This is a genomic window from Bacillus sp. MUM 13 (assembly GCF_001866725.1).
Lineage (GTDB): Bacteria > Bacillota > Bacilli > Bacillales > DSM-1321 > Peribacillus.
Genome location: NZ_MLYQ01000007.1, coordinates 12,847 through 38,350 on the forward strand (window position 1 = coordinate 12,847; position 25,504 = coordinate 38,350).

A 25,504-nucleotide genomic window follows, 5' to 3' on the forward strand; every position below is an offset into this window, starting at 1 on the left:
ATAGCTGTGGCCATGACATGCAAAATATTTTACTCATAAGGAGTCTTTTTAATGTCAAGTGTTTCTCTTAAACTTCAAAATCGGCAAAATCAAAGTGCCAATGCAACGGTTTTTAGAATCCTGATTATCATGGGTATTTGCCATTTATTAAATGATACTCTTCAAGCCGTTGTACCTGCAATGTTTCCAATATTGGAACACTCAATGTCCTTAAGCTATACCCAGCTTGGCTATATAGCCTTTGCGCTAAATATTACAGCTTCCATCATGCAGCCCGCTGTAGGCTGGTACAGCGATTTAAAACCGCTGCCCTTTGCGTTGCCAATCGGGCTTTCCAGTACACTTGCGGGCATTATTCTGCTTGCTATTTCCCCAAACTATGGAATCATCCTGTTTTCTGTTTTCCTGATTGGGATCGGCTCTGCTATTTTCCATCCTGAAGGCTCCCGCGTGGCTTATATGGCAGCAGGAACAAAGAGAGGTCTCGCTCAATCCATCTATCAGGTCGGCGGCAATACCGGACAAGCGCTTGCTCCCCTTATTACTGCTATTATCCTGGTTCCATTCGGGCAAAAAGGAGCATTATGGTTTGCTCCTGTGGCCCTTTGCGCAGTTATCATGCTGTTTTATATCGCCATATGGTATGGGCGCAAGCTAAAATCACCGGTTCACCATGCAAAAGGCAAAGCAGGTTCAAAAGGAGTGTTCAATAAAAAAGTTGCCCAAGCTTTAACTTTTATCCTTCTGTTTATTTTTGCCAGATCCTGGTATATTTCATGCATGACAAATTACTATTCTTTTTTTCTGATAAAGCATAATGGCTTCTCCATTAGTGAAGCACAGCTCTATATTTTTGCTTTCCTTGCTGCCGGCGCGCTTGGAACCTTCTTTGGCGGCCCGCTTGCCGATCGTTTCGGAAGAAAGAACATTATTTTATATTCATTGGCAGGATGTGCGCCTTTCACTATATTGCTGCCTTTTCTTCCATCATGGGCTTCTTTTGTTCTGTTATTGGCCAGCGGATTTATTATTATGACGAGCTTTTCTGTGACAGTTGTTTACGCGCAGGAACTGGTGCCGGGTAAAGTGGGAACGATGGCAGGACTGACCGTGGGACTTGCTTTTGGCATGGGGGCCATAGGCTCGGTTGCACTTGGAGCACTGGCAGATTCAATCGGCATTGCTGCCACCATTAAGTATGTAGGATTTTTACCGCTTCTGGGCCTTATTAGTCTGTTACTTCCATCGGATAAAACATTGAAGGATTGGCAAAATCCGCATCACGAATAAAGCTAAACAGGGAGTTTCAATCCCGTTTATTATGATGCTGTATCCTGATGAGCGGTTTTGGGCTGAAGTTGTATATTTATTGGAAGATGGGAGCCGGCCGGCCTGAATGTTAGTTCGGAGATGTGCATGGAGATCTGTCTGTACCTATTGCATCCTTGGAGGCGGATGCAGACAGGTCTTATTGCTTTATGTATGCTTCTGCCTGCTTTTTTCAGCACTGCAGTCCCCATCCACTGCCATTCCTTCTTCCCTTCGTTTTCCATGTAAAGAGTGTCATGCATTCACCTCTGTTTTGAAATCATAACTTTCAAATTTACTCAGCAAAAAATCCGAGTGGTATTGTAATTGCAGATACTCATTGATCAAACCGTCAAGTTCCTGGCTGCATCGAATGGTCTTTTCGGCAGTCATACCGTAAACATCCGCTATCCTGATCATTTCCATCCGCTTAACTGTTATCTCAGAGCAAATTGCTGTTTCATTTCTGCATATCATGACTTAGCTTACATCCTTTCTCACTTTTTTTAAAATAAGCACTTAAGGATTATTACAAAATTTTCTTCAGATGTAAATAGGTTAGCATAATATGACAAAACCTCTCATTTTATGCCAATATCCACGGATTGCCTTTTTCACAAGATTATACAGGTTTTTATTTTTCTGAAGAGTGGTATCATAGTTGAAAAAAGAGGGTGGAAATATGCTGCGGAAATGGTTGTTCAGGAAAGTTGCTTATACGCTTTTCAGTAAGCAGGCGAAGCGTTATGCAGAAAATAAAGGAAGTGCGAAGGGGCTCCTCGCAAACGCAGAAAGAAAGGCAGCTTCAAACCAGCTTTCTTTTAAAAATTTGTGGACAAAACTGCATACCATGCTTTCCTTATTGAAGGCATGGTCGAACGGTTCTTACCGCAAGGTGCCATACCGCTCCCTGATCATGATATTAGTTTCTGTCATTTACTTTGTATCGCCGATAGATGTCATCCCTGATTTTTTGATAGGATTTGGTTTGATTGATGACGCTGCAGTTGTGGCTTTTGTTTTATCTCAGATTGATAAAGATCTGGTATTGTTTGAACAATGGCAAAGTGAAAAACAGCTTGCCATTACCGTTAAATAGAAATAGAAAAAACGCATTTCCTAAGCCTCCTGGGCACGTGAAATGCGTTTTTTCAATGAATACCTGCAGTTTACTAAGAAACTGCAAGGCACCCTGGCGATAATCAATTAATTTGTCTGGTTGCCCAATTTTTATTTTCCAAGGTCAATAATCTATCTTTTATATCTGTTTTGCTTCCTGCATACCCGGTAAGCTGCCCCTTCTTGCCAACAACCCGGTGGCAGGGCACAAGAATTGGGTAAGGATTGGCCTTGCTGGCCTGGCCGATTGCGCGGACAGCTTTCGGCCTGTTTATTTCATAGGCAATTTCACTGTATGACTTAGTTTCTCCGTATGGAATTTCCTTCATCCTGTTCCATACCTGCTTCTGGAATTCAGTACCATTCTCGCGCAAAGGAATCGTGAACTCTTTATTCACGCCTGAAAAATATCCGTCCAGCCAAATTCTTAATTCCTTAAAAACCTGATGTTCATCCATTTGGGCTGGATGGCAGGCTGCAGCATGCTTTTCAAAATCCGCCGGATTATAGGTCATGTGCACCAGGGCTTCTTCATCCGCCAGTAAGTATAACTTGCCGATTTCCGGCCTTTCATATTGGCTGTAATAGTATTTCATTATTTTGGCTCCTTCTGGATCCGGTCCATAGGCAGAAATAAATGGAAGGCTGTCCCTTTTCCTTCCTCACTTTCAACCTCGACCCATCCTCTATGCTCCTCTACAATTTTATAACTGACCATTAATCCAAGTCCAGTTCCTCTTTCTTTTGTCGTATAAAAGGGCTCTCCCAGTTTTCTTATCTTTTCTTCAGAAATTCCTATTCCCTGGTCAGCAATCGTTATTTTTATATGCCTGTCACCTTCCCTTCTGGTTTCCACCCTGACAATTCCTCCATCAGGCATAACCTCCAGGGCATTTTTGATTATATTAATAAATACCTGTTTTAATTGGTTGCCTTCACAATAAATCATCAAATCATCTTCCTGATAATTCACCTCAAACTGAATATTTAACATCAGAGCCTGTGCTGCGAGAAGTTCCAGTGTTTCCTTCATGATTGAATTGATATTCTGCCTGAAATATTTCACAGCCTGCGGCTTGGCAAGGACCAAAAATTCCGTAATAATCGTTTCTATACGCTGCAGCTCTGAAGTGATCACATTGAAATAATTTGAAAAATCCTCCTTGACGCTTCCCTGCAGCAGCTGTATGAACCCTTTAAGTGCAGTCATGGGATTTCTGATTTCATGGGCAATACCCGCGGCAAGCTCGCCAACCACATTCAGTGTATCGGACTTTTTGAGCTGCTCCTGCATTTCCAGACTTTTTGTTATGTCTCTGAAAATGGTCAGGTGAAGGCCTGAATATAGATTTTTCCTTGTGGAAAACTCTATATACTTGGTGCTTCCCCCCTCGAATTTAACAGGAATGACAGAAGTGAACGAACCTTTTTTCAGAACCTGGTCAATATGCTCGTGGAGAAGGACTGCGTTTTCAGGAACACTTTCCAGCAGCTTATTCACGTTCATGGATAAAAGCTTTTCCTTGTTAAATCCCAGTATATTACATCCTGTTTCATTAATATCTGCAAAACCCTTCAAATTCCAGATGATCATTCCATCGAGAGATCCCTCAAAAATTTTACGGAATTTTTTTTCACTTTTTCTAAGCTCCATTTCTATCCGCCACCGCTCGCTTACATTCCTGAAAATCGTTATATTGTACCCTTCACTGGAATGCATTTTTGCGGTAAGCTCCAACAGCTTCAGCTGTCCGTTCGGCATTTTATAAAAAAGCTCTTCACGTACGGCCCCATACCTATTAAATGAATCAATCATATTATAAAACCGTTCATCCTTTTGGGCTACATACTCTGAGATACGGCAGCCAATAAGGCTTTCCCTGCTTGACTCGAAAATTCTGCATGCAGAATCATTTACCCTGAATATGATCCCGTTCTGATCCCAAAAGACAATGGCGTCCATTGTCTGTTCAAATAATTCCGAAAAAATTCTTTCACTGTCCATCAGCTTTTTCTCAATAAGGCTTTTCTCAGTAATATCCTTAAGAATGCACATATAAAAGCCATTAAATATATTTGCTGTTGAGGAAAAATCAACTTTGAGCTCTGCCGCATATGATTTTATTTCCATAACTCCCGATGAGGACCCCTCTGCCTGTACCTGATTGAAGCATGCATCCCAGACTCCCAGGGAACTTTCCGAAATGAAATCCGTAATATTCCTGCCGACTACTTCGGATTTATCCAATTTCAGGCTTTGGCAGAAAGGGGTATTGCTGTCTATGATGATTCCCGAACGATCATAAATGACAATGCTGTCTATTGCCTGATTGAAAACATCGAGAAACATTTGCATGCTCATCATCTTTTCCCGTTCAAGTGAACGTTCCAGCGTAATGTCCTTTAATTTAAATATCGTATGTCCTTGGGCATTATACGTATAGCCCGTGAACTCAATATGCTTGAGCTCTCCATCCAGCAGCTGAATGAGCCATTCGTCCTCCACAATTCCATCGGTCTCTATTTTCTCTTCCTGCAGCTGCAGAATATGGGAAGGTACAACCTTTAAAAAATGGGTGATTTTCATCGTTTGCAGTTTTTCTTTTGGAGTATTCAAAAGAAGACATGCTGATGGATTGCCGTATAGAATATCCCTCTCCTGATTAACGATAATAAATGGTTCAAATATTTTATCAGAAAGCAGCTTGCACTGTTCAAGCTGCGATTTCAGCTTTGAAATTTCCTTTTTATAAGCAGCAATTTCAGCTAACTCTGTTTCCATCATACTTTCCCCTCCGAAGCATCCACTTACCACCAATATTCTACATATCCGCCTTATTTTCCTATCTGTCTGACAAAAATAGTAAAAATGCATTATACTAAAACCTTTTTCTGTATAAATGAACAATATGCGTTAGATTTCACCCATTCCTTATTTTTCCTGAAAAAAAGTAGATTAAGCAGGATCGTGCAGGGGTAAAGTTTAATGAAATTACCCCGTTTTCCCACTAATTAAAAACGGAGGCAGCCATGACTAAACGAAATTACTTTTTTGATAATGCTAAATTTATTTTGATGGCCATTGTTGTTTTTGGCCATTTATTAAAATCATATATCCATGAAAGCGAGGAAATTTACGCTCTCTATAAAACTATTTACACTTTTCATATGCCAGCATTTATCCTGGTTTCAGGCTTTTTTGCAAAAGGATTTTATAAAAAGGGATATCTATCTAAAATTACAAAAAAATTAATACTGCCTTACCTGATCTTCCAGACAATTTACACAGTATTTTATTATTTTCTTTACAGCAAATCAGACTTTAAGATGGATTTGCTTGATCCGCAGTGGGCCATGTGGTTTCTTATCAGTTTATTTTGCTGGAATCTGATGCTTCTTGTTTTTGCAAAGCTAAAGCCTGCTGCAGGGATTGGCATTGCCGTCCTGGCTGCCCTCTTGATTGGTTATGCAGACACCGTCTCCAATTATCTGAGCTTATCCAGGACATTTGTTTTCTTTCCCATGTATCTGATTGGATACCATCTCTCGAAAGAGCAAATAAAGAAGCTTTTTTCTGTAAAATGGCGAATCACAGCTTTTGTCATCATCACTGTTGTTTTTTCGGGATTTTATCTGCATCCGGATATAAGCGATAAATGGCTTCTTGGCTCTAAGCCTTATGCTGAGCTTGGCAATCCCGATATATTATCCATGTTTACCAGACTAGGGGTTTACACAGTTTCCATGATCATGGTTTTCAGTTTTCTTGCTTTTGTTCCACGCGGAAAACACTTCTTTTCAAGATGGGGGGCACAGACTCTTTATGTCTATCTGCTTCATGGTTTTTTTGTCAGGATATTTCGCGAAAGCCGGATCCATACGTATTTTACCAGCACCGAAAGCTTTTTCATGCTCGCAGGCTTTGCCCTGCTGATCACCATCTTATTATCCAGCCAAATTATCGAATCCTTGGCACAGCCAATCATTGAATTGAAGATATCAAAATTCAAGAAGCTGTTTTATACTGTATTGAAACGTGTAAAGGCAATTAAAAGCCGCTCTCAAAATCATTCTTCAAGCTTGCGGTAAAAAGCAGGGGACAAAAATGTCTCCTGCTTTTTCAGCCGATTTTCCAGCTCTTCAACAATGCTCTTATCGCAGATTCAAGTTCATCCAGAGGAATTCCTCCAAAACCTAAGATAACTTTAGGGGGGGCTTCCGGTCTTTCTATGCTATACAGTGAAAGAGGATATACCCGGATTTGAGATTTCCGTGCTTCTTCTATGAGTGTTTCTTCATTCAGACCATTCTCTATGACCAGCACGATGTGCAAACCAGAATTGGCTCCGATAACCCTGATTTTTTTATCATATTCCTTTAACACAGTAACAACCGTATCAAGCTTGCTTCGATACACCTTCCTCATCCGGTTCAGGTGTTTTTCGAATTCTCCCGCTTCCATGAATTGGGCAAGCGTCTGCTGATCAAGGCGGGAAACAGTAGAGTGATAAAAAGAAAGCTTATCCTGATAGCGGTCCATAAGTCTTTGCGGCAGTATCATATAGCTGATGCGGATAGAGGGCATCAGCGATTTTGAAAAAGACCCCAGAAAAATGATATTTTCCCCATTATCCATGCTTTGAAGGGAAGGTATCGACTTTCCGCTATAGCGGAATTCACTGTCATAATCATCTTCAATAATGTAGCGTTCCTCGCTTGCAGAAGCCCAGTTCAGAAGCTTCATTCTGCGGTTAATAGATAAAATCGTCCCATATGGAAAGTGGTGGGATGGAGTCACGTACACCACCTGGGCCCCTGATTGTTCAATCTGCTCCACATTCACTCCTTCTTCATCAATCTCAAGAGGGTTCACTGTTTTTCCGTAGCTTTTCAGTATTTGGTAAATGAGATGGTACCCTGGATCTTCCACCCCATAAGAGGTATTATCATCCAATAATAAAACAATCTGCTGCAGCAGAATTTCAACACCTGCACCAATAATGATTTGTTCAGGTGTACAGACCACTCCTCTTGATCCATACAGATATGCAGCAATTTGCTGCCTTAGCCCGCTTTCCCCGCGATGATCTCCCATCAGCAGGAGCTTTTCTTTTTTTACGTCTATCATATCCCTCGAATATTTTCTCCAGACCCTAAAAGGAAACGACTTTGTATCAATCTGGCTTGGATGAAAATCATATTTTATGACTTCATTCTTCCTTTCAGATTTTATGTCATTCTGGTATCCAGCCTGGCGCAAGTATTCCAGGTCTTCTGATGCCATTACGTAATATCCTTTTCGCGCCCTTACCTCAATAAACCCTTCAGAAACCAGTTGGCCGTATGCGGATTCTACCGTATTCTGGCTGATCTGAAGATGATCTGAGAGCTTGCGTTTAGAAGGCAGCTTGGTGTTAAATTCCAGGCGCCCTTCTGCAATTTCATTTTTTACATACAAATATAATTGTTCATAAAGCGGGATTTCACTTGTTCGGTTTAATTGACATGAAAGCATATTCAAATCACTATTCGCTCCTTATATCTGACCCCATTGAGTTTAACAAAACTGACACTTTTAATACAGTCATTTTCTTTTTATACTAGTAGATATCAAAAGAATTAACAAACTATTCTTACATAAAGGATGATGATGATGGAAAGAACATTAGGAACTGAAGCTGTAAAAAGAGGAATGGCCAGCATGCAAAAAGGCGGCGTCATTATGGATGTAATTAATGCTGAGCAAGCTAAAATTGCCGAGGCATCAGGAGCGGTTGCAGTCATGGCTTTAGAACGTGTTCCCTCTGATATCCGGGCAGCAGGCGGTGTCGCGAGGATGGCTGATCCGCGTATTGTAGAAGAAGTAATGAATGCCGTCACAATCCCTGTAATGGCGAAAGCAAGAATCGGCCATATCGTTGAAGCCCGTATTCTTGAAGCGATGGGTGTGGACTATATAGATGAAAGTGAAGTTCTTACCCCTGCAGATGAAGAGTATCACTTGCTTAAGAGTACCTATACAGTTCCATTTGTATGCGGCTGCCGTGACTTGGGAGAAGCTGCGCGCCGCATTGGTGAAGGGGCATCCATGTTGCGCACAAAAGGAGAACCAGGGACAGGAAATATTGTAGAAGCTGTGCGCCATATGAGAAAAGTTAATGCCCAGGTGCGCAAATTGGCCAGCATGAATGATGATGAAATCATGACAGAAGCCAAGCTGCTTGGTGCTCCTTTTGAAATTTTAAAACAAATCAAGGAAGAAGGCCGTCTTCCTGTTGTTAACTTTGCTGCAGGAGGTATTGCAACGCCTGCTGATGCTGCCCTTATGATGGAATTGGGAGCAGACGGAGTTTTTGTAGGCTCTGGAATCTTCAAATCTGACCATCCTGAAAAATTTGCAAAAGCCATTGTCCAGGCGACCACCCACTTTACTGATTATGGTTTGATTGCAGATCTTTCAAAAGATCTTGGCACAGCCATGAAGGGACTGGAGATTTCTAAGCTTCAGCCATCAGACCGCATGCAGGAGCGCGGCTGGTAATATGCTGACAATCGGAATATTAGGATTGCAGGGTGCAGTAGCAGAACATATGAAACAAATTCAGGTAGCAGGATTAAACGCTGTTGTCATAAAAAAAGCGGAACAGCTTAAGGAAATCGATGGGCTTATCATCCCAGGCGGTGAAAGCACCGCCATTAAAAAACTGATGGAGCAGTATGGTTTTATCGAGCCGATTAAGCAATTTTCCAAAGAGAAAAAGCCTATTTTCGGTACTTGTGCAGGAATGGTGTTAGTCGCCAAACAGCTATCAGATTCCGGAGACGGCCATTTAAATCTTATGGATATTTCAGTGAAGCGCAATGCGTTTGGCCGGCAGCGGGACAGCTTCGAGATGCCGCTTGATGTTAAAGGATTGTCTGAACCCTTCCCTGCTGTCTTCATTCGTGCCCCGTATGCTGAAAAAGCAGGCAGTGATGTTGAAGTTTTAGCATCATTGAATGATAAAATTGTAGCGGCAAGGCAGGAGCATATTCTAGTCAGTGCCTTTCATCCAGAGCTTACAAATGACTGCCGTTTTATTGAACTGTTTATTGAAATGGTAAGGGATGCAAATAAAAAACGAATCAGTTAATAGCAAATGGCCCCCGCTTATCAAGCGGGGGCCATTACTAATAATCAGTAATATTTGAGTCCCTGTGTTCTGCCCTCTAATTTACTTGTTCCCCAGATTGTTATTTTCATCTGTTCAAATGACTATACTATGGTAAAATAAAATGTTAGTAATGGATGGAGTATTCCTTCCCGAAAGGAGAACGCGTAAACACGCTGTAAACATATGAATATAATCCTTAGTACCCTAAATGCAAAATATATCCACACAAGCCTGTCAATCCGTTATCTGAAAGCATATGCAGAACCCGACTTTGACGTTAAGCTTGCTGAATATACCATAAAAGACCCAATCATGAATATTGTAGGCGATCTTTATTCAAAAAAACCTGATGTAGTCGGATTCAGCTGCTACATTTGGAACATCGAGGAAACAATCGAGGTCATTCAGACCCTGAAGAAAATTAATCCGGCAATAACCATTATTTTGGGCGGTCCGGAGGTTACTTACGATGTTTCACATTGGCTTGACCGGATACCTGAAGCTGACTTTATCGTTATTGGCGAAGGCGAATCAACGTTTAAAGAACTACTGGCTGAACTTAAAGGAGAACGAAAGCATTTCGGCAAAATTGGCGGAATTGCATATCGGGAGAATGATAAAAAGATCATCCATCCTCAAATTTCAAAACTGGATTTAAAGGAATTGCCATCACCCTACCGATTTGCAGAAGATCAGCAGCATCTCTCAAAAAGGGTGACTTATATCGAAACAAGCAGGGGCTGCCCTTTCAACTGTCAATTTTGTTTATCATCCATAGAAGTTGGAGTAAGGTATTTCGACCGTGAAAAAATCAAGAATGATATTCGCTATCTTATGGAAAATGGCGCCAAAACGATTAAGTTTGTCGACAGAACCTTTAACATCAGCAGAAGCTATGCCATGGAAATGTTCCAATTTTTAATAGATGAACATCTTCCCGGCACGGTCTTTCAATTTGAAATAACTGCGGATATCATGAGACCTGAGGTTATTCAATTTCTGAATGACAATGCTCCAGCTGGATTATTCCGCTTTGAAATTGGCGTACAATCCACCAATGACCCTACAAATGAATTAGTAAAACGAAAACAAAATTTCGAAAAGCTTACTAGAACTGTTACCATGGTAAAAGAAGGTCAAAAAATTGATCAGCATCTTGATTTGATTGCAGGGCTTCCAGAAGAGGATTATTCCACATTCCGTAAAACATTTAATGATGTTTTTGAATTAAGGCCGGAAGAACTTCAGCTAGGGTTCCTCAAGATGCTCAGGGGCACCGGACTCCGGCTGAGGGCCAGTGATCATCAGTATATTTATAGTGATTATTCACCCTACGAAATATTAGGAAATAATGTTCTTTCATTTGATGATATTGTCAGGATTAAGCAAGTTGAGGATGTTCTCGAAAAATACTGGAATGACCATCGGATGAACCAGACAGTTGAATTCCTGGTTACACGCGTTTTTGACTCCGCTTTTGATTTCTTCCAGGAGTTCGGAACATACTGGGATCAGCAGGGATGGTCAAGAATTGGCCATCAGCTTGAAGATTTATTCCGCAGGCTTTACCAGTTCCTTCAGGACAAAAAGATTGCTGAACTGGATATTGCTGTCGGATTTATGAAATACGATTATTTCAACACTCAAAAATACAAGCCAAGAAAACCCTGGTGGGAACAATCTTTTGAAAAAGCCGAGAGAACGGCAATTTACGAAACAATTCTGCACAATGGGTCCATTCTTGGTGAGGGCTACCAGAGTCTTCAATTGAATGAAAAGGATTTATATAAACACACCATGCTTGAGGAAATACCATTTAATCTCAATGAATACCTGAAAAACGGAAGTATTGTACGGGAGAGGGGTATCATGCTATCCTACTTTGATCCTTCAGGGATAGGCTCTTCCATTTTTTCATATACTGAAGAAAAAACACTGCAGGCAAATAAGTAAGCTGCTTCATTCAGAAAATGGCCAGATACCCTCTGGCCATTTTCTTTATTTACTTTTCTTTTTGGTGCTGCCGGACAGAAGGACGTCAAAAATTTTTGCGGCATTCATATCTCCATTAAATTCTTCACCAAATTCTTCACGTACATTTTTTGCCTGTTCATTTTTTTGTGGCTTCTTTTTATCAGACTCCATTTATATCCTTCCTTTTCTTCCTTGCTTTGAATTTCGATTTGCACCCTTCATTGGATTTTCATCAGCTGCAAATTCATTAGAAAACTCATCTGTACCCTGGTTTTTCTTAGGTGTTTTACTTGCCTTTACGGCACCGTCAACATTTGCCTTTCTTTTCATGGCTCGCACATCCCCCTTTGATAAATATAATGATTGAACTCCTGCAGTTATCTCCGTTAATTCTGATTGCAGCAGGAGTCCTTCTATAGTGTTTGATATTTCATGTATTCTATCCTGACATACGGTCCCATGAAAAATACATCATGTATAAAGGCGGAGCTTCCTTACATGATGTATTCTTGTGATTGCAGCAAACTGCCTAAGCAGTCCTTTGGCTCTTTTCTTAATGCTCTTTTCTTAAAGATTGCTGTTTTTTAAAATGTTCTGTGAAGGGATCCCGTTGTTAAACCGGTTGATTGGAGTGTAAGGTGCGAGACTCCTGTGGGATTAGCGGGAAGGTGAGACCCCACAAGCTTTGCTGTGAGGCTCACCGCATGCCCCACGGAAAGCGAGCATCCTGGAGCGGAAATCAACTGCCATGTTACATAGCAGCAAAGATTATGAAAAAAGCTTATTATTTTACGCTCACAGGAACCACAGCCTCCCCTACTGCCTGAATAAGTTCATCAGGCATTGGAAAGAAAACCGATGCCGGATCCATGCTTACAGCTTTGATTGTATCTCTTACATTTTCATAGCTGATATGGTAATCAGAGAAATCTCTTGGCAGCCCTGATTTAAACTGCAACAGGCGAATTTTTTCAATAACCTTTTCCAAAACCGCCTCATGATCAAGGTGGCGGATGTTGATTCCTAATGCTTCCCCAAGTTCCATTACTTTCGGCAGATATAAATGTGGAATCCTTTCCATCACAACAGGCAGGAAAACAGCATTAGCAAGTCCATGAGGAATACGGAACATGGCACCATATGCATGCGCAAAGTTGTGGACCGGGATGGCTTGCAGCGCAAAGCTGAAAGCCGTTATTCCCATATTGCTTGCCTGCAGCATGGCCATTCTCGCATCAAGGTTTTCTCCATCATTAACGGCAAGCAGCAGGTTCTTCTCAATAAGGCGGATGGTATGGAGTGCCTGTGCATCAGTAAAATGGGTTGCATATGGCGATGCTAGAGCCTCAATGGCGTGTGTAAGTGCATCAAATCCTGTAAAAGCTGTTATGAATGGCGGAAGCTTCACTGTTAAATCCGGATCTAAAATAGCCATGTCAGCATTGATGAAAGGGTTGATAATATTGGTTTTCATTTTAATTTCTTCATTATAAATTACAGCTATGGGAGAGACTTCAGAGCCTGTGCCTGCAGTAGTTGGAATTGCAATATGCGGGATGGACATGAAATTCGCCTGAGGGAATGATTCGAATAAAAGGCCGCCCGGGATGGCTTCTTTAATATCGGAAAGGCCTTTATGCAGCGAATATTTCACTCCCTTGACGGTATCAAGAACACTTCCTCCGCCTACTGCTAATAGAGCATCTGCCCCTTTCTCTCTGGCAAAGCGCGCTGCGGCATTCACACATTGGCTTTCTGCGTCCTGTGATATATCTAAATAAATGCCTGCAAGTTCAGGACCTGTCCCATACTGTGACAAATCGAATATTTCCGAAACTTTATCCACAATGCCTGCTTTTTCTAATCCTCTGTCACTGAATATAACTACTTTTTTTGCTCCAAGTCCCTGAAACAGGGCAGGTACAAGTGCACGGGTATTGGAGCCGCTGTAAATGGCTGTCCGCAGCATGAAAGAAGAATACGTATTGTTTAACATTATCTCACCCCTCGTCAGTTTCTGAAAATAATAAACCATACCAGCTTTTATGCTCAATCTCAGGCACCATCGAAGTATGGACATGCTTTAACTGTGTATATGCATCTAAGGAATGCTTTCCCATTTCCCTGCCAATGCCGCTTTGCTTGTATCCGCAAAAAGGAGCATCATTGCGGAGCATATGCCAATCGTTGATCCAGACAACACCTGCCTGCAGTTCTCTTGCAGCTTTGTAAGCCTTATTAACATCCTTTGTCCATACACCTGCAGCCAATCCATAAATAGTATCATTGGCCATCTTAATTGCCTCGTCCACTGAAGAGTAGCGGATGACTGTAAGAACTGGCCCGAATATTTCTTCCTGCGCAATTTTCATATCGTTGGTAACATCCGTAAAGATGGTCGGTTCAATGAAGTGTCCGCCTTCGCAGCCCGGCACAGACCATTCCTTTCCGCCGCAGACAAGCCTCGCTCCCTCCCTTTTTCCCTCTTCGATATACGCCAATATGGATTCTTTTTGTTTTTTTGAAATGACCGGCCCCATATCCGTGCGGCTGTCTAGAGGATTACCTGGTTTAAGCTTCGAAGCAAGCTGGATAAGCCTCTCAACAATAATGTCATGAAGATGGTCAGGAACAAATAGGCGGGTTCCTGATTCGCATAATTGGCCAGAGTGCAAAAATACCCCAAATAAGCTTCCAGGAATTGCAATGTCCAGATCTGCATCTTCAAGAATGATATTTGGCGATTTTCCTCCAAGCTCGAGAGTCGTATGTTTTATCGTCCCCGCAGCGAGCTCCATGATTTTCCTGCCGACTTCTGTAGAGCCGGTAAATGCAATTTTGTCCACCCCAGGATGGCTCACAAGGGCTTCGCCTACTTCTGAACCCGGGCCTGTTACAACATTAAGTACTCCATCAGGCAATTCTGCTGATAAAATCTCTGCCAGTTTAAGCGTTGAAAGGGGGGTATAACTGGCAGGTTTTATCACCACTGTATTTCCCATTGCTAGAGCAGGTGCTATTTTCCAGCATGCAATGAGCATGGGCATGTTCCATGGAGTAATGGCCGCACAAACACCAATCGGCTCCCTCCATATAAAATTATGGGCCGGTCCTGGAAAAGGCGGGCTTGGCAATGTTTCAGAAAAAGGATATTGCAGAACAAAATTAGCCAGAGTCTGAAATAAATCCGCCATTTGCAAAATATCATTAGATCCGATTCGGCGGATTGTGCCTCCCGAACTTATAGATTCCAGATAGGCCAGTTCCTCTGCATTGGCTATGATTTGCCTGGCAAGGCTATGAAGGACATTGGAGCGCTCTTTGGGCTTCATCATCTTCCAATCGGAATGGTCAAAAGCATCTCTTGCTGCAGTAACCGCTTTGTCAACATCCTCTTTTGTTCCCTTTGCGACCCTTGCTGCAACTTCTCCATTCGCAGGATTAAAGACATCAAAGAATTCTTGATTTCCTGATTGCTCCCATTTTCCATTGATGAATAAGGGAAAAGTCATTACATCTGCGTTAACTGCCACTATTCATTCCTCCTCATCTTCCTTAAAATACGCCTAACTCATTTTCCTGCACCCTGAAGATTTCTTCGGTTTTTTTCCCTCTTGCCCTAGAGAGAATCTCCATTCGGACAGAGAGCTGCTTCATGGTGAAATTCATTGTGTCTTCCGCCGAGCTGCCGAATGTACTCACGTTTTGGCTGAATCCTTCCTGATTAAGCTTTATTGCTAATGGAGTTAATTCCTCCATCTTGCCGGCAATACACTCATACAGATGCGGATGCTCACTGATCAGGCGCTGAAGCAGATAGGTTCCATATCCGATATGCCTTGATTCGTCTTTTTGCAAATAAGAAATCCCTTTTAGCAGTCCCGGCATGATTCCGGCTTTTTCCAAGGATTGATAAAAAGAAAAATATCCTGTTTCTGCCAGAACACCTTCTACAAACATGTTATAAACAGTTGAAGCTTCAGCAATGGCTTCTGGAGATGAATCCGTAATAAGCCGTTCCATAGCCTGCGGCAGTATTTCTCCAAAGATTTTGTGGTAGGTTTCTGAATGGAACAGCGATAAATCACCGTATTCTCCCAAAGTATTAAGAACCAGCCTGAAAAACTCAGTATGCTTCGCTTCTTCATATAAAAAAGTCGTTAAGTACATTTCCTCTTCCAGTCGCCCTTCTTTAGCAATGACAAACATAAGCGGAAGCAGATCAAGTGTAACTGCTTCTTCTCCCGCTTGAAATTGCGAGATCAGCCTCAATATTTCATTTTTCTGTTCCTTGTTTAAGGTTCGCCAATCCTCTTTATCCTGTGAAAAATCTATGTCAGAAGGATTCCAGATGCCAAACCTCTTTGCTTTTTGATAAAGGCGGTATGGAAATGAATCCTCCTGCAATCCTCTGTTGCTAGTGGTGATCATCCTTCTTTTTTCATTCATTCTGATTCCTCCTTCCATTCAAACCATAAAAAATGCAAATTATTGTAAGGGCTTACATATTATTGTACGATGAATGTGACAAACCTTAAATATCTGAAAATATAGGGGTGAAAAAAGTCGAATGCTGGATAATAAGGTAAGTAATTATTTGAAAGAAGTTTCGTCCATTCATGATTTAAAAAAACGAACAGAAATGATTGTACGGGGTGCCTTGCTTTTTTTTCCATTCGAACGGGCTTCAATCTTTACTTTCTCTCTGCTAAATTATATCGGCGAAGGAATTTTCCAGGTAGAAAATAACAGGGTAAACAATATGGATTGGATTAAAGAGGACATACGCTCCATTCCATCCGTTTATCTTGCTGTTATGAACAATCAGCCTCTCTTTATTGACACCCGGAAAAACAATAGTTCTTTTCCTGAAAAATATATCCGGCAATTTGATTTAACCTCCCTGGCTATTGTCCCGATCAGCAGAATTAACATTGTGGTAGGATGTGTATTCATGGACAGATATACAGGAGATGCCCCTATTTTAAACATGTATATTAAGCAGCTGTACATGTATTTTCAGCATGCAGCCGAAAACATCAAAGCCTCTGATCATACCACTTTGCTGCTCAGCAGAAGGGAAACAGAAGTCCTTCAGCATCTTGCAGATGGTTATTCACTTAAAGAGATGGCTTCCTTCATGAAAATCAGCGAGTTCACGGTTAGGGATTACTTTTCATCAGTGAACAGAAAATTAGGAGTGAAACACAGGTCTCAAGCCGTCGCTGAGGGCTTCAGAAAGGGAATTTTAAAGTGAGGAGGTGCAACTTTGGGAATTGTGCCGCATTGAGGGACAAATTTAAATAAAGCTAAAGCCTGCAGATTCAATGTAAAACCTGCAGGCTTTCGTTTATTTAATGCTTAATATCAGCTTGCCTTTTGTCAGGCGTGATTGCAGGTCTTTATGTACCTTTGCAGCTTGATCGAGAGGATACACTCCGCCAATAGATAATTTCAGCCTGCCATCACTCACATAGGTAAACAAATCTTTAATACTTGATTGAAGAAGCTCAGGCTTTTTCATAATTTGCGGCAGAAAAAACCCCATTACGGATTGATTTCTTCGCATCAGTATTTGAGGATTCATTCTATATGGCTCTCCGCTGGCATTCCCGTAAACAATAATCCTGCCGAATGGAGCCAGACACCTTAGTGTCTTTTTGAATACGCTCCCTCCAGCCATTTCCAGGGCCACGTCGACGCCTTTCTCTGCTGCCTCTAAAACCCTCTCTTCCCATCCTTCCTCCGTATAGTCAATAAGCACATCCGCTCCCATATCCTCTGCAAGCTTTAATTTTTCCGGCGAACTTGCAGTTGCGATAACCTTGCCCGCCCCGAATATTTTTGCCAGCTGGACGGCCAGGAGACCGACACCTCCTGCAGCAGCATGTATAAGGACTGTTTCTCCCTTCTGCACACGTCCCATTGTTTTAAGGATATGGTAAGCACTTAATCCTTGAAGCGGTATTGATGCTGCAGCCTGATAATCCATATCATCCGGGATTGGAATGACGGAGGCTGCATGAACCCGGACATATTCCGAATAGCCGCCAGAATCTACAAGGCACACTACCCTGGTTCCAGGCTTCAGATCTCTGCTTACACTGGCTCCAGATTCCGATATGATGCCTGCCGCTTCAGCCCCTGGTATAAAAGGAAGCGGGGTTGGCACGACATACTGTCCTTCTCTCCTTGCGGTATCCGCATAATTCACTCCAGACGCATGTATTTCAATGAGAACCTCATCTGGAGCAGGCACGGGCTTTTCCATATCAATCAGCTCTAGCACATCCGGTCCGCCATACTTACTAATTTGAATAGCTTTCATAAAACACCTCTTGTTCTTATTTACCTTTAAACACAGGTTTTCTTTTTTCTTTAAAAGCACAAATGCCCTCTAAATGGTCTTCTGTAGCAATCATTAAAGTTTGGGTCATCCTTTCCTGCTCTAACATTTCTTCTAGACTTGATGTATATGACTGATGTATCAGCTGTTTCATCTTTGCGTAGGCTATTCCAGGACCTTGCGCCAATTTTATTGCAAGATTTTCTGCATCCTCCTTTAATTGCCGTGCTGGAACAACAGAATGCAGAATGCCAAGTTCATAAAGTTTCTGAGCTTCTATTGGCTCACCGCTAAAGAAGAGTTTCTTTGCAAGGTAAGGCCCTGTAAGACGGGGCAGAAAATAGGATCCGCCTCCATCAGAAACAAGGCCTACCTGTGAAAAGCTCATGGCAAATTTACTGCCTTCTTCAGCTATAATTAAATCGCAGGCAAGTGCCAGGTTGAATCCCGCTCCAGCAGCATACCCGTGAACTGCCGCAATAATAGGGACCTTTGAATTCTGCAGGGAAGCAATGCACTGATTGAGCTTGCCAATATGCTCATATGTCTCCAGTGCTGTAGCCTGCCCCATTGTCTTCACATCTCCGCCTGCAGAAAAAGACCTGCCTGCACCTGATATAATCATAACTTTCACTTCCGTACTTTCCTGTGCATCACTTATCGCCTTTGACAAACCAGATATCATATCAGGGCTGAATGAATTCAGGCTTTCCGGACGATTCAGTGTGACATGCATCACGCCATCCTTAATATTCACTAAGATATCTTCATTTTCCATTATATGACCTCCTATTACATGATCAGCCAGCCGCCGTCAACTAAGATGTCGCTGCCAGTCATATAGGACGCTTCACTAGAAGCGGCAAAAGCTATGACATTGGCAATTTCATCAGGTTTTGCGACCCGCTTTAGAGCTGTATTTCTCTTAATTGATTTCTGAAATTGCTCATTCAAGAGGCCCTCTTCTGTAAGAGGGGTTTCAACGAACCCCGGTGATACTGAATTGACGCGGATGCCAGCGGGAGCAAGCTCAAATGCGAGAGATTTCGTTAAATTCATAACACCTGCTTTAGCTGCACTGTAGTGCGGGATATTAGCGCCAGCCTGGTGGCCGGATAACGAAGCTACATTCACTATAGCCCTGTTTTTCCAGGGTGTGCCGCTTTTTTCTGCCGACTCATACATCAGCCTGCCAAGATGCTTAGATACCAGAAAAACACTTTTCAAATTCACATTCTGAACCATGTCCCACTCTCTCTCTGTGGTTTCAAGAATGCTTGTCTGCTTGGATCCTCCTGCGTTATTGATTAAAATCTGCAAGTCCCCAAATGCTTCTTTAATATAATTCGTTAAGGAAAGAATATCTTCCTCATTCGTCACATCAGCACAGAAAACCTCAGCTTTCCTTTCTGTTCCATCATTTATTTCACGTGCCGTTTCCTCGAGCGTCTGCCTCGTCCTGCCTGTCAGAATCACCCTGGCTCCTTCACTCGCAAGCCTTAATGCAGCAGCTTTGCCAATACCCGTGCCTGCTCCTGTAACCAATGCAATTGATTGCTGAAATCTCATCTTAATCATCCTTAGCGGCTTAGTATTTTTTTGTTTATAAAGAAGGAGCCTTTTTATATAGGGACAGGTTTTCCCTCAGCACTTCCGGAAGCTTTTCGCTTTTTTGCTCGTCAAAATTAAAATAAACCATAACCGCTTTTCCCTTCGCGATCAGCTGCTTTGTTTGCGAACAAAGAATGTCATGTGAAATCTCAAAGCTTTTATTCCCTATTACCGTTACATACGTGGTAATGGTCAGCAGCTGATTAAAGTAGCCTTGGTTAATAAAATCACAATGGGCAGATGCTAATATGAAATTCCAATGATTCGCATCCATTTTGTAGCCTAAGCTTTCAAAAAACTTGATTCTTGCTTCTTCAAGATAAATAAAATAGCTTGTGTTATTTATATGACCGAGTGCATCTGTTTCACAAAATCTTACATTCACCTCTATATCCCGCATACTTCCCCTCCTTGGCACTTTTTCTGCTTATAACATTAAGTGCGGGCCGCTCATCGCCGAACCTATATAGCGCAATATCTTCGCTTAACGCCTTTTGGTTTTTCATCAGCTTAATTTGAAAACCGTGTATTTCAGCCGATCTTATTTTGCTGCCGATTCTTTTGCACCGTACTCGTACCAGCCCTTACCGGTTTTTCTTCCCAAATGCCCCAGTGCCATCTTTTCCTCCAAGCATGCAAATGGTTTGTCTTCTGGCCGGCCTGTTTCTGCATACCTTTGCTGCATAACAAAATAGCCCACATCTATTCCTGAAAGGTCCATTAATTCAAAAGGCCCGATCGGGTGGTTCAGAGCCTTCCTGCAAATAAGGTCAATGTCCTTGAAATCGGCAATTCCTTCTTCATATAAATAAACGGCTTCTCTTTGAAGTGCGCCAAGTATGCGGTTTGCAACGAACCCGGATATTTCTTTTTGAAGAAGAACACCAGTCTTATTCATCTTTTTAGTCACTTCCATGGCGGCATCTGCTGTTTCTTTAGATGTTTTTTCACTCATGACCACTTCCACGCAATCCATGATAAGCGGGGGAAAAAAGAAATGCATATTCACTGCTTTATCCGGTCTGCCAGTTGCCTCTGCAAGCAGACTATTAACAATGGTAGAGCTGTTTGTAGCGAGTATGGCGTCTCTAGGGGCCAGTTTGTCCAGCTCGGCAAAAACAGCCTTTTTAACATCGAGCTTTTCAACTACCGCTTCAATCACCATGTCCGCTTTTTCTGCAGCCTTTTCCATGCTTGCAGAAAATTGCAGGCGATGAAACGCTGCCATTTTTTCATCATCCTTTATCTTCCCTTTTGCCGCCCATTTATCTAAAATGCTGTGCAGCTTTTCTTCAGCACTTTTCAATGCTTTTTCTTCTACATCCTGAAGAATAGTCTCGTATCCAGCAAGAGCTGACAGCATGGCAATCTGATGGCCCATCTGCCCTGCCCCGATCACAGAAATTCTTTCTATTTTTTTCATCGTTTCTCCTCCTTCTGCATCCATCAAATGTTTTTTGCATCATGACATTGTACATCCGGATGGCGGCACCCTTATCATCAGAATGAAAGATGTCAAAAATCACCTGCTTATTTGTGACTGTGCTTCTTCCCTTAATGCTCTTCGCAGAATTTTCCCTACATTCGTCTTTGGCAGCTCTTTTCTGAATTCAATAAAATGCGGAACTTTATAAGCGGCCAGATTTTCGCGGCAAAAATGGCTGATTTCATCTTCTGAAACCGTTTTTCCATCCTTAAGTACGATGATTGCTTTTACGCTTTCCCCTCTATATTTATCTGGAATTCCTATAACCACAGCTTCCTTGACAGAGGGATGTTCATAAATGACTTCCTCTACGTCTCTTGGATAAATGTTATAGCCGCTCGCTATGATCAGATCTTTTTTACGATCGACAATATATAAGTAACCCTCTTCATCCATCTTCGCTATGTCTCCTGTATACAGCCATCCATCCTTAAGGGCAGCGGCTGTTTCCTGTGGCATATTCCAGTATCCCTTCATAATTTGAGGGCCTTTTACAATCAATTCTCCCAGCTCTCCAGCTTCCACTTCATCTGTGCCGGCTGCCAAATCGACAATTTTATATTGTGTGGACGGAACTCCTATGCCTACGCTTCCAGGTTTTCGCCTTGCAAACATCGGATTGCAATGTGTTACAGGAGATGCTTCAGACAATCCATATCCCTCCAAAATCTTAGAGCCGGTTTTCTTTTCGTATTCTCTCAGAAGCTCCAAAGGCATCGGTGCGCTTCCGCTATTGCAGACCCTGATTGAATTTATCCCGAATTCCTCTGCATTCGGGTGGCTGTTAATTGCCACATACATCGTCGGCACTCCAGGAAAAATGGTCGGCTGTTCCTGCTTGATTGTATGTAATACTTCTTCGAGCTGAAAGCGCGGAAGCATGATTGAATCACCTGCTGTGTATACAGCAAAGTTCATGGCAGAGCTCATGCCAAACACATGAAATAATGGGATGACTGTCAGAAATCTTTCTTTGCCCAATTCTATTTCCTGCTTGAAAAATTCATAGGACTGGATGACATTGGCCAGGATATTTCTATGGGTGAGCATTGCTCCCTTAGAGAGCCCTGTAGTTCCGCCCGTGTATTGCAGAACGGCAATGTCATGTTCTGTATCAATTTCGGGCACATCAGGCTGTCCGCTTCCCTTTTTTAAAAAAGCCTCAAAGGTGATGTCTTCCTCAGCCAATTTGGCAGGAGCACCAAGTGATACAGTGACGGCCTTCTTAATAGCTGTACGCGGCTGCACTTCTTTTACCCTTTGATAAAGATCGTCCAGCACGACAATCATCTCGGCTCCAGAGTCATTAAGAATATACTCCAGTTCACGGGATACAGACATTGGATTCACCTGTGTAACGATGGCGCCTGACGAAAGAATTCCATAATACGCTATGACATACTGGGGGCAGTTCGGCAGCATGATTGCAATCCTGTCGCCTTTTTTGATCCCCTGTGTCTGCAGAGCCTCTGCAAAGGAGAGTGCTGCATGATTTAATTCCTGGTAGTTCATTTTGCTGCTGTAAAAAGTAATTGCATTGTTATGGGGAAATTGCTGTGCTGTTTCTTGAAGGATTTGGGGCAGAGTTTTGTCAGGTATTTCAATTTCTTTGCTGATTGATTCAGGATATACGGACAGCCACACTTTTTCTTTCATCAAGTTCCCTCCAATATCTTCATTCAATGAAATTCAAGGTAAAAAAGTGTTTCAGGAAAAAATGCCAGCGTTATTATACGTTCATATTTTTTGAATGCGCTTACAATAACTCCTCCTTTCATCTCCATATGGTACGGTATAATAGTCAAATTTCAACTAACCAACCGGTCAGTATTAAGTTTAAGTATACGTCTTTCTTTATATATTTCAACTATTTAACCGAAAATTCAAAAAACATTCTGTACATTCAGAGCCATGATCATAGAGATATGATCCATTACATGCTGCATCAGTTCTCTGCTGTTCATTGAAACAAACTCATCGGTATATTTGCAATTATAGCCTATGCTTCCATTACAAAATGACCGTAATGATCGATAAAAAAAAAAATCCCGCCCATACTAAATTTACAGCCGGAAAATGGCTGAAATATAGAAGGGGGATCATTCTAGTGGCGAATAGCAGAAATAAGCTGCTGGTTCCAGGGATCGAGCAGGCATTAGATCAAATCAAATATGAAATTGCCCAGGAATTCGGCGTAACATTAGGATCAGACACCGTATCACGCTCCAATGGATCTGTGGGCGGAGAAATCACCAAACGTCTGGTGCAGCAAGCACAAGCTCAGCTGAAAAAAGATTAAGCAAAAAATTAAATATATAATGGAATTTTAAAATATATTAGCAAGCATTTGCTTTAGCTATTATAGGGTCCGGCTATGCCGGGTCCTTTGCTTTATTTCTTTATTTCTTTTATTAATTGGCATTTCCCCCCTCTTGTTGGAGTGTTTCCATTGATGGCCCCTGGTTCTTTCCCATTCTTTATTGCTGTGCGGGTTGTGATAGGAATGTGTTCGTTCGTGCTTATGCTGATCACGCTTTCTTGGCTTGAAAGGATGGCTGTGATTCTTTTTTTTATAAGCTGCTGCAGGTATTGTCGTTCTTTTCAAAACGGCAGCATGTTTTTTTATACGGGGGGCAGTGTGATATTTCTTCCTGTGTTTAATACCCTCTTTTTGTGAAAAAGCGATGTGTGTTCTCTTTTTTGATATATGTGGATACACAGCCTGTACAGAGGCCTTATTCTTTAATTTCTTTATTGGTTTTTGAACTTGTTTTGGAACTATGTGATGTTTACTTTTTGTTCCGCTTGTGTTGCGGCTTTTTATCGGTTTACCCTGTTTCATTATCCTTTTGCTTTTTGCTTTTTTCTTTTCACCCTCTATTAACCTGCCTGTTGAAATGCCCTGTTTTTTTGCTTGCTGTCTGTCTTTCTCTGTAGCCGCGATTACCTTCATTTTAGTATCAGGTACTTCAGTATCCTTAGATACCTCATCCAAGTCTTTATCTAAACGTTTATCAAGCTCTTTATTTCTATTAAGAATGGTAGTAGAAACAACAATCTGTTTATTATCCGAAAAATATCCAAGTCGGTTGGTGGTCCTGATAATCTGGCTGGTTATTACTTTTACATCAGCGTCTTTCCAGTCAGGAAGTTTACTGATAACCTTTTTCCCATCAGAATTTAGCCCATTTAAATTTATGACATGCAAATGATCATCCAGTGCAAGCTCAATGCTTGGATTCACATCGAAAGTCATGTAGGCTGAAACCCTGCTCCCAGCATTTCCTGGAAAAAAAATACATGTAATTAAAAGAATGGCTATAATGGCAAAAGATGAGGTTTTGAAAAATGAAAAGGAAAAGGGGAAATGCTTGTTATCGCGTTTAACTGGCGTAAAAATCATTTCCTCTCCCACTTCATATGCACGCTTTTCGCGCAAAGTACGCAAAAATTCTCCATCAGGGGTCAATAGTGTGATGAAACGCTGATCTATTGATAAAATTATTCCCTTTTTCATTTATCAATTGCCCCTTTCAAGTAATCTCCAAGATATAAAAAATCTTCATTCAATATAATCAGCATAGCAATAATGAAAATCCGATTCCTCTCAATTGTTTTTCTGCTGACCTTAACCACTTTTTCCAGCTGCTTGATTGGAAGGCGTTTACTCTTATAGACCACATCCACTAACCCCGGATCCTCCATTAGTATGTGCGCTATGCCAATCGCTCCCTTCCTGGCATCAGAATGTTTAGGTGAATGTTTGACAAGATCGGAAAAAGAAATATTAAAGGCCCTTAACCGCTCCTGAAACAGAGAGATTTCCTCTTTTCGTTTTTTTGAATCATTTTGTTTATCAAACTCCTGCATGGACTTTTCTGATTCTATGAAAGACTGGCTATATTCATCATCCTCTGCCGTTACATCTATAAGCAGCTCAGTATTTTTTGATTGGCTCCTGAGATAATCAATGACTCTTCTTTTCACAAGTGTATCTGCAAATGACAGCAGGGAACTGCCTTTTTCAGGAGTGAATTTATCTATGGCTTCATTAAAAGCAATCATGCCTATGCTGAATTCATCATCCGACTCGCTTATGTATCGTTTACAAACGGCTGAAACTGCTTTGGCAATGAATGGCTTAAAGGATTGGATAACTTCATTTCGAAGGAGGATATCTCCTTCTTGTATTTTTTTTACGGTATACTCTAATGAGCGTTCTTTTTTAAATGCCGCAAATAACATGCCAAGCATCTTCTCACCCCGTTCCTGTTTTCGCCTGCAAGACGCCAACATATCCATTCTTAGGGTCATGAAGCGTGAATAAAAGTACCAAAAGAACCATTTCCGCTATTTTGTTTGCTGATTCATAGACCTTTTTTACCATTTCCTTAAAATACACTTCAAAAACCGGCTGATTTTTTTTGAAAGCAGGGGGGCTAAGCCTTGTAAAAGCAAAAGGGTTCTTTACCCATGATTGCACTTTTTTCAGAGCAACAAAAAAAC

The 25,504-nt window shown here is 41.7% G+C and carries 25 protein-coding genes; 8 read left to right on the top strand and 17 right to left on the bottom strand.

The genetic code is table 11. From position 1 onward, the window contains the following. Positions 1–51: 51 nt before the first annotated feature. A complete protein-coding gene (locus BIV59_RS02820; protein ID WP_071349929.1) occupies positions 52–1,290 on the top strand; it encodes an MFS transporter in 1,239 nt (412 codons plus the stop codon). Positions 1,291–1,563: 273 nt separating this feature from the next. On the opposite strand, the gene BIV59_RS02830 is transcribed toward BIV59_RS02820, so the two are convergent. Continuing rightward, positions 1,564–1,785: an aspartyl-phosphate phosphatase Spo0E family protein gene (locus tag BIV59_RS02830; RefSeq protein ID WP_071349931.1), complete on the bottom strand. Its 222-nt coding sequence runs from the start codon at positions 1,783–1,785 to the stop codon at positions 1,564–1,566. A gap of 205 nt (positions 1,786–1,990) precedes the next feature. On the opposite strand from BIV59_RS02830, the gene BIV59_RS02835 reads away from it, so the two are divergent. Further along, a complete protein-coding gene (locus BIV59_RS02835) occupies positions 1,991–2,407 on the top strand; it encodes a YkvA family protein (protein ID WP_071349932.1) in 417 nt (138 codons plus the stop codon). 103 nt (positions 2,408–2,510) lie between these two features. On the opposite strand, the gene BIV59_RS02840 is transcribed toward BIV59_RS02835, so the two are convergent. Together BIV59_RS02840 and BIV59_RS02845 are read right to left on the bottom strand one after the other, a co-directional pair. Continuing rightward, positions 2,511–3,023 (bottom strand): methylated-DNA--[protein]-cysteine S-methyltransferase, encoded by a 513-nt coding sequence (locus BIV59_RS02840; protein ID WP_071349933.1) that lies wholly within the window; start codon positions 3,021–3,023, stop codon positions 2,511–2,513. Further along, complete coding sequence (locus tag BIV59_RS02845; protein WP_071349934.1) at positions 3,023–5,212, bottom strand: PAS domain S-box protein; 2,190 nt, start codon at positions 5,210–5,212, stop codon at positions 3,023–3,025. Before BIV59_RS02845 ends, BIV59_RS02840 begins: the two co-directional genes overlap by 1 nt. 245 nt (positions 5,213–5,457) lie before the next feature. Between BIV59_RS02845 and BIV59_RS02850 the strand changes: the two genes are divergently transcribed. Further along, positions 5,458–6,516: an acyltransferase family protein gene (locus BIV59_RS02850; protein WP_071349935.1), complete on the top strand. Its 1,059-nt coding sequence runs from the start codon at positions 5,458–5,460 to the stop codon at positions 6,514–6,516. 31 nt (positions 6,517–6,547) lie between these two features. Here the strand turns inward: BIV59_RS02850 and pdxR are convergent, their stop codons facing one another. Next, positions 6,548–7,942 carry a MocR-like pyridoxine biosynthesis transcription factor PdxR gene (gene pdxR, locus BIV59_RS02855; RefSeq protein ID WP_346417298.1) on the bottom strand — a complete coding sequence of 465 codons (1,395 nt, stop codon included), beginning with the start codon at positions 7,940–7,942 and terminating at the stop codon, positions 6,548–6,550. Between the two features lie 138 nt (positions 7,943–8,080). Between pdxR and pdxS the strand changes: the two genes are divergently transcribed. The 3 genes from pdxS (at position 8,081) to BIV59_RS02870 (ending at position 11,534) form a co-directional block, all read left to right on the top strand. Next, the gene (pdxS, locus tag BIV59_RS02860) at positions 8,081–8,968 is read left to right on the top strand and encodes a pyridoxal 5'-phosphate synthase lyase subunit PdxS (RefSeq protein WP_071349937.1); all 888 of its coding nucleotides are present in this window, start codon (positions 8,081–8,083) and stop codon (positions 8,966–8,968) included. A gap of 1 nt (position 8,969) precedes the next feature. After that, positions 8,970–9,560 carry a pyridoxal 5'-phosphate synthase glutaminase subunit PdxT gene (gene pdxT / locus BIV59_RS02865; RefSeq protein WP_071349938.1) on the top strand — a complete coding sequence of 197 codons (591 nt, stop codon included), beginning with the start codon at positions 8,970–8,972 and terminating at the stop codon, positions 9,558–9,560. Positions 9,561–9,764: 204 nt separating this feature from the next. After that, positions 9,765–11,534 (top strand): B12-binding domain-containing radical SAM protein, encoded by a 1,770-nt coding sequence (locus BIV59_RS02870; RefSeq protein ID WP_071349939.1) that lies wholly within the window; start codon positions 9,765–9,767, stop codon positions 11,532–11,534. A gap of 45 nt (positions 11,535–11,579) precedes the next feature. Here the strand turns inward: BIV59_RS02870 and BIV59_RS23470 are convergent, their stop codons facing one another. From BIV59_RS23470 to BIV59_RS02885, 5 genes are all read right to left on the bottom strand, one after another. Next, positions 11,580–11,726: a hypothetical protein gene (locus BIV59_RS23470; RefSeq protein WP_170846071.1), complete on the bottom strand. Its 147-nt coding sequence runs from the start codon at positions 11,724–11,726 to the stop codon at positions 11,580–11,582. Beyond that, positions 11,727–11,885, bottom strand: coding sequence for a hypothetical protein (locus tag BIV59_RS23475; RefSeq protein WP_090987846.1), 159 nt, complete (start codon positions 11,883–11,885; stop codon positions 11,727–11,729). A 454-nt stretch (positions 11,886–12,339) separates the two neighbouring features. Next, the gene (locus BIV59_RS02875) at positions 12,340–13,551 is read right to left on the bottom strand and encodes an iron-containing alcohol dehydrogenase (protein ID WP_071349940.1); all 1,212 of its coding nucleotides are present in this window, start codon (positions 13,549–13,551) and stop codon (positions 12,340–12,342) included. A gap of 4 nt (positions 13,552–13,555) precedes the next feature. Next, on the bottom strand, positions 13,556–15,088 hold the full coding sequence (locus BIV59_RS02880) for an aldehyde dehydrogenase family protein (RefSeq protein WP_083392013.1): 1,533 nt from the start codon (positions 15,086–15,088) through the stop codon (positions 13,556–13,558). 22 nt (positions 15,089–15,110) lie between these two features. After that, positions 15,111–16,004, bottom strand: coding sequence for a R2-like ligand-binding oxidase (locus BIV59_RS02885; protein ID WP_083392014.1), 894 nt, complete (start codon positions 16,002–16,004; stop codon positions 15,111–15,113). 121 nt (positions 16,005–16,125) lie between these two features. On the opposite strand from BIV59_RS02885, the gene BIV59_RS02890 reads away from it, so the two are divergent. Next, entirely contained in the window at positions 16,126–16,812 is a 687-nt protein-coding gene (locus BIV59_RS02890) for a response regulator transcription factor (protein ID WP_071349942.1), read from the top strand. Positions 16,813–16,905: 93 nt separating this feature from the next. Here BIV59_RS02890 and BIV59_RS02895 read toward each other — a convergent pair whose 3' ends face one another. The 6 genes from BIV59_RS02895 to BIV59_RS02920 all read right to left on the bottom strand — a co-directional run bounded on the left by BIV59_RS02895 (position 16,906) and on the right by BIV59_RS02920 (position 22,654). After that, positions 16,906–17,883, bottom strand: coding sequence for a quinone oxidoreductase family protein (locus BIV59_RS02895; protein WP_071349943.1), 978 nt, complete (start codon positions 17,881–17,883; stop codon positions 16,906–16,908). A gap of 16 nt (positions 17,884–17,899) precedes the next feature. Beyond that, a complete protein-coding gene (locus BIV59_RS02900; protein ID WP_071349944.1) occupies positions 17,900–18,679 on the bottom strand; it encodes an enoyl-CoA hydratase/isomerase family protein in 780 nt (259 codons plus the stop codon). Positions 18,680–18,693: 14 nt separating this feature from the next. Beyond that, positions 18,694–19,470: an SDR family NAD(P)-dependent oxidoreductase gene (locus BIV59_RS02905; protein ID WP_071349945.1), complete on the bottom strand. Its 777-nt coding sequence runs from the start codon at positions 19,468–19,470 to the stop codon at positions 18,694–18,696. Between the two features lie 34 nt (positions 19,471–19,504). Then, on the bottom strand, positions 19,505–19,912 hold the full coding sequence (locus BIV59_RS02910) for an acyl-CoA thioesterase (RefSeq protein WP_071349946.1): 408 nt from the start codon (positions 19,910–19,912) through the stop codon (positions 19,505–19,507). A 141-nt stretch (positions 19,913–20,053) separates the two neighbouring features. Then, a complete protein-coding gene (locus tag BIV59_RS02915; RefSeq protein WP_071349947.1) occupies positions 20,054–20,935 on the bottom strand; it encodes a 3-hydroxyacyl-CoA dehydrogenase family protein in 882 nt (293 codons plus the stop codon). Between the two features lie 99 nt (positions 20,936–21,034). Then, positions 21,035–22,654, bottom strand: a complete 1,620-nt coding sequence (locus tag BIV59_RS02920) for a long-chain-fatty-acid--CoA ligase (protein ID WP_071349948.1) — start codon at positions 22,652–22,654, stop codon at positions 21,035–21,037. Positions 22,655–23,105: 451 nt separating this feature from the next. On the opposite strand from BIV59_RS02920, the gene BIV59_RS02925 reads away from it, so the two are divergent. Further along, positions 23,106–23,297: an alpha/beta-type small acid-soluble spore protein gene (locus BIV59_RS02925; protein ID WP_071349949.1), complete on the top strand. Its 192-nt coding sequence runs from the start codon at positions 23,106–23,108 to the stop codon at positions 23,295–23,297. A 60-nt stretch (positions 23,298–23,357) separates the two neighbouring features. Here BIV59_RS02925 and BIV59_RS02930 read toward each other — a convergent pair whose 3' ends face one another. Together BIV59_RS02930 and sigI are read right to left on the bottom strand one after the other, a co-directional pair. Further along, the gene (locus BIV59_RS02930; RefSeq protein WP_071349950.1) at positions 23,358–24,515 is read right to left on the bottom strand and encodes an anti-sigma-I factor RsgI family protein; all 1,158 of its coding nucleotides are present in this window, start codon (positions 24,513–24,515) and stop codon (positions 23,358–23,360) included. Further along, positions 24,512–25,252: an RNA polymerase sigma factor SigI gene (sigI, locus tag BIV59_RS02935; protein ID WP_071349951.1), complete on the bottom strand. Its 741-nt coding sequence runs from the start codon at positions 25,250–25,252 to the stop codon at positions 24,512–24,514. Before sigI ends, BIV59_RS02930 begins: the two co-directional genes overlap by 4 nt. Positions 25,253–25,504: the final 252 nt, after the last annotated feature.

Excerpts from the sequence above, each read along its gene's own strand:
- BIV59_RS02820 (WP_071349929.1), top strand. The coding sequence starts at position 52 with ATGTCAAGTGTTTCTCTTAAACTTCAAAATCGGCAAAATCAAAGTGCC.
- BIV59_RS02830 (WP_071349931.1), bottom strand. The coding sequence starts at position 1,785 with ATGATATGCAGAAATGAAACAGCAATTTGCTCTGAGATAACAGTTAAG.
- BIV59_RS02835 (WP_071349932.1), top strand. The coding sequence starts at position 1,991 with ATGCTGCGGAAATGGTTGTTCAGGAAAGTTGCTTATACGCTTTTCAGT.
- BIV59_RS02840 (WP_071349933.1), bottom strand. The coding sequence starts at position 3,023 with ATGAAATACTATTACAGCCAATATGAAAGGCCGGAAATCGGCAAGTTA.
- BIV59_RS02845 (WP_071349934.1), bottom strand. The coding sequence starts at position 5,212 with ATGATGGAAACAGAGTTAGCTGAAATTGCTGCTTATAAAAAGGAAATT.
- BIV59_RS02850 (WP_071349935.1), top strand. The coding sequence starts at position 5,458 with ATGACTAAACGAAATTACTTTTTTGATAATGCTAAATTTATTTTGATG.
- pdxR (WP_346417298.1), bottom strand. The coding sequence starts at position 7,942 with ATGCTTTCATGTCAATTAAACCGAACAAGTGAAATCCCGCTTTATGAA.
- pdxS (WP_071349937.1), top strand. The coding sequence starts at position 8,081 with ATGGAAAGAACATTAGGAACTGAAGCTGTAAAAAGAGGAATGGCCAGC.
- pdxT (WP_071349938.1), top strand. The coding sequence starts at position 8,970 with ATGCTGACAATCGGAATATTAGGATTGCAGGGTGCAGTAGCAGAACAT.
- BIV59_RS02870 (WP_071349939.1), top strand. The coding sequence starts at position 9,765 with ATGAATATAATCCTTAGTACCCTAAATGCAAAATATATCCACACAAGC.
- BIV59_RS23470 (WP_170846071.1), bottom strand. The coding sequence starts at position 11,726 with ATGGAGTCTGATAAAAAGAAGCCACAAAAAAATGAACAGGCAAAAAAT.
- BIV59_RS23475 (WP_090987846.1), bottom strand. The coding sequence starts at position 11,885 with ATGAAAAGAAAGGCAAATGTTGACGGTGCCGTAAAGGCAAGTAAAACA.
- BIV59_RS02875 (WP_071349940.1), bottom strand. The coding sequence starts at position 13,551 with ATGTTAAACAATACGTATTCTTCTTTCATGCTGCGGACAGCCATTTAC.
- BIV59_RS02885 (WP_083392014.1), bottom strand. The coding sequence starts at position 16,004 with ATGAATGAAAAAAGAAGGATGATCACCACTAGCAACAGAGGATTGCAG.
- BIV59_RS02890 (WP_071349942.1), top strand. The coding sequence starts at position 16,126 with ATGCTGGATAATAAGGTAAGTAATTATTTGAAAGAAGTTTCGTCCATT.
- BIV59_RS02895 (WP_071349943.1), bottom strand. The coding sequence starts at position 17,883 with ATGAAAGCTATTCAAATTAGTAAGTATGGCGGACCGGATGTGCTAGAG.
- BIV59_RS02900 (WP_071349944.1), bottom strand. The coding sequence starts at position 18,679 with ATGGAAAATGAAGATATCTTAGTGAATATTAAGGATGGCGTGATGCAT.
- BIV59_RS02905 (WP_071349945.1), bottom strand. The coding sequence starts at position 19,470 with ATGAGATTTCAGCAATCAATTGCATTGGTTACAGGAGCAGGCACGGGT.
- BIV59_RS02910 (WP_071349946.1), bottom strand. The coding sequence starts at position 19,912 with ATGCGGGATATAGAGGTGAATGTAAGATTTTGTGAAACAGATGCACTC.
- BIV59_RS02915 (WP_071349947.1), bottom strand. The coding sequence starts at position 20,935 with ATGAAAAAAATAGAAAGAATTTCTGTGATCGGGGCAGGGCAGATGGGC.
- BIV59_RS02920 (WP_071349948.1), bottom strand. The coding sequence starts at position 22,654 with ATGAAAGAAAAAGTGTGGCTGTCCGTATATCCTGAATCAATCAGCAAA.
- BIV59_RS02930 (WP_071349950.1), bottom strand. The coding sequence starts at position 24,515 with ATGAAAAAGGGAATAATTTTATCAATAGATCAGCGTTTCATCACACTA.
- sigI (WP_071349951.1), bottom strand. The coding sequence starts at position 25,252 with ATGCTTGGCATGTTATTTGCGGCATTTAAAAAAGAACGCTCATTAGAG.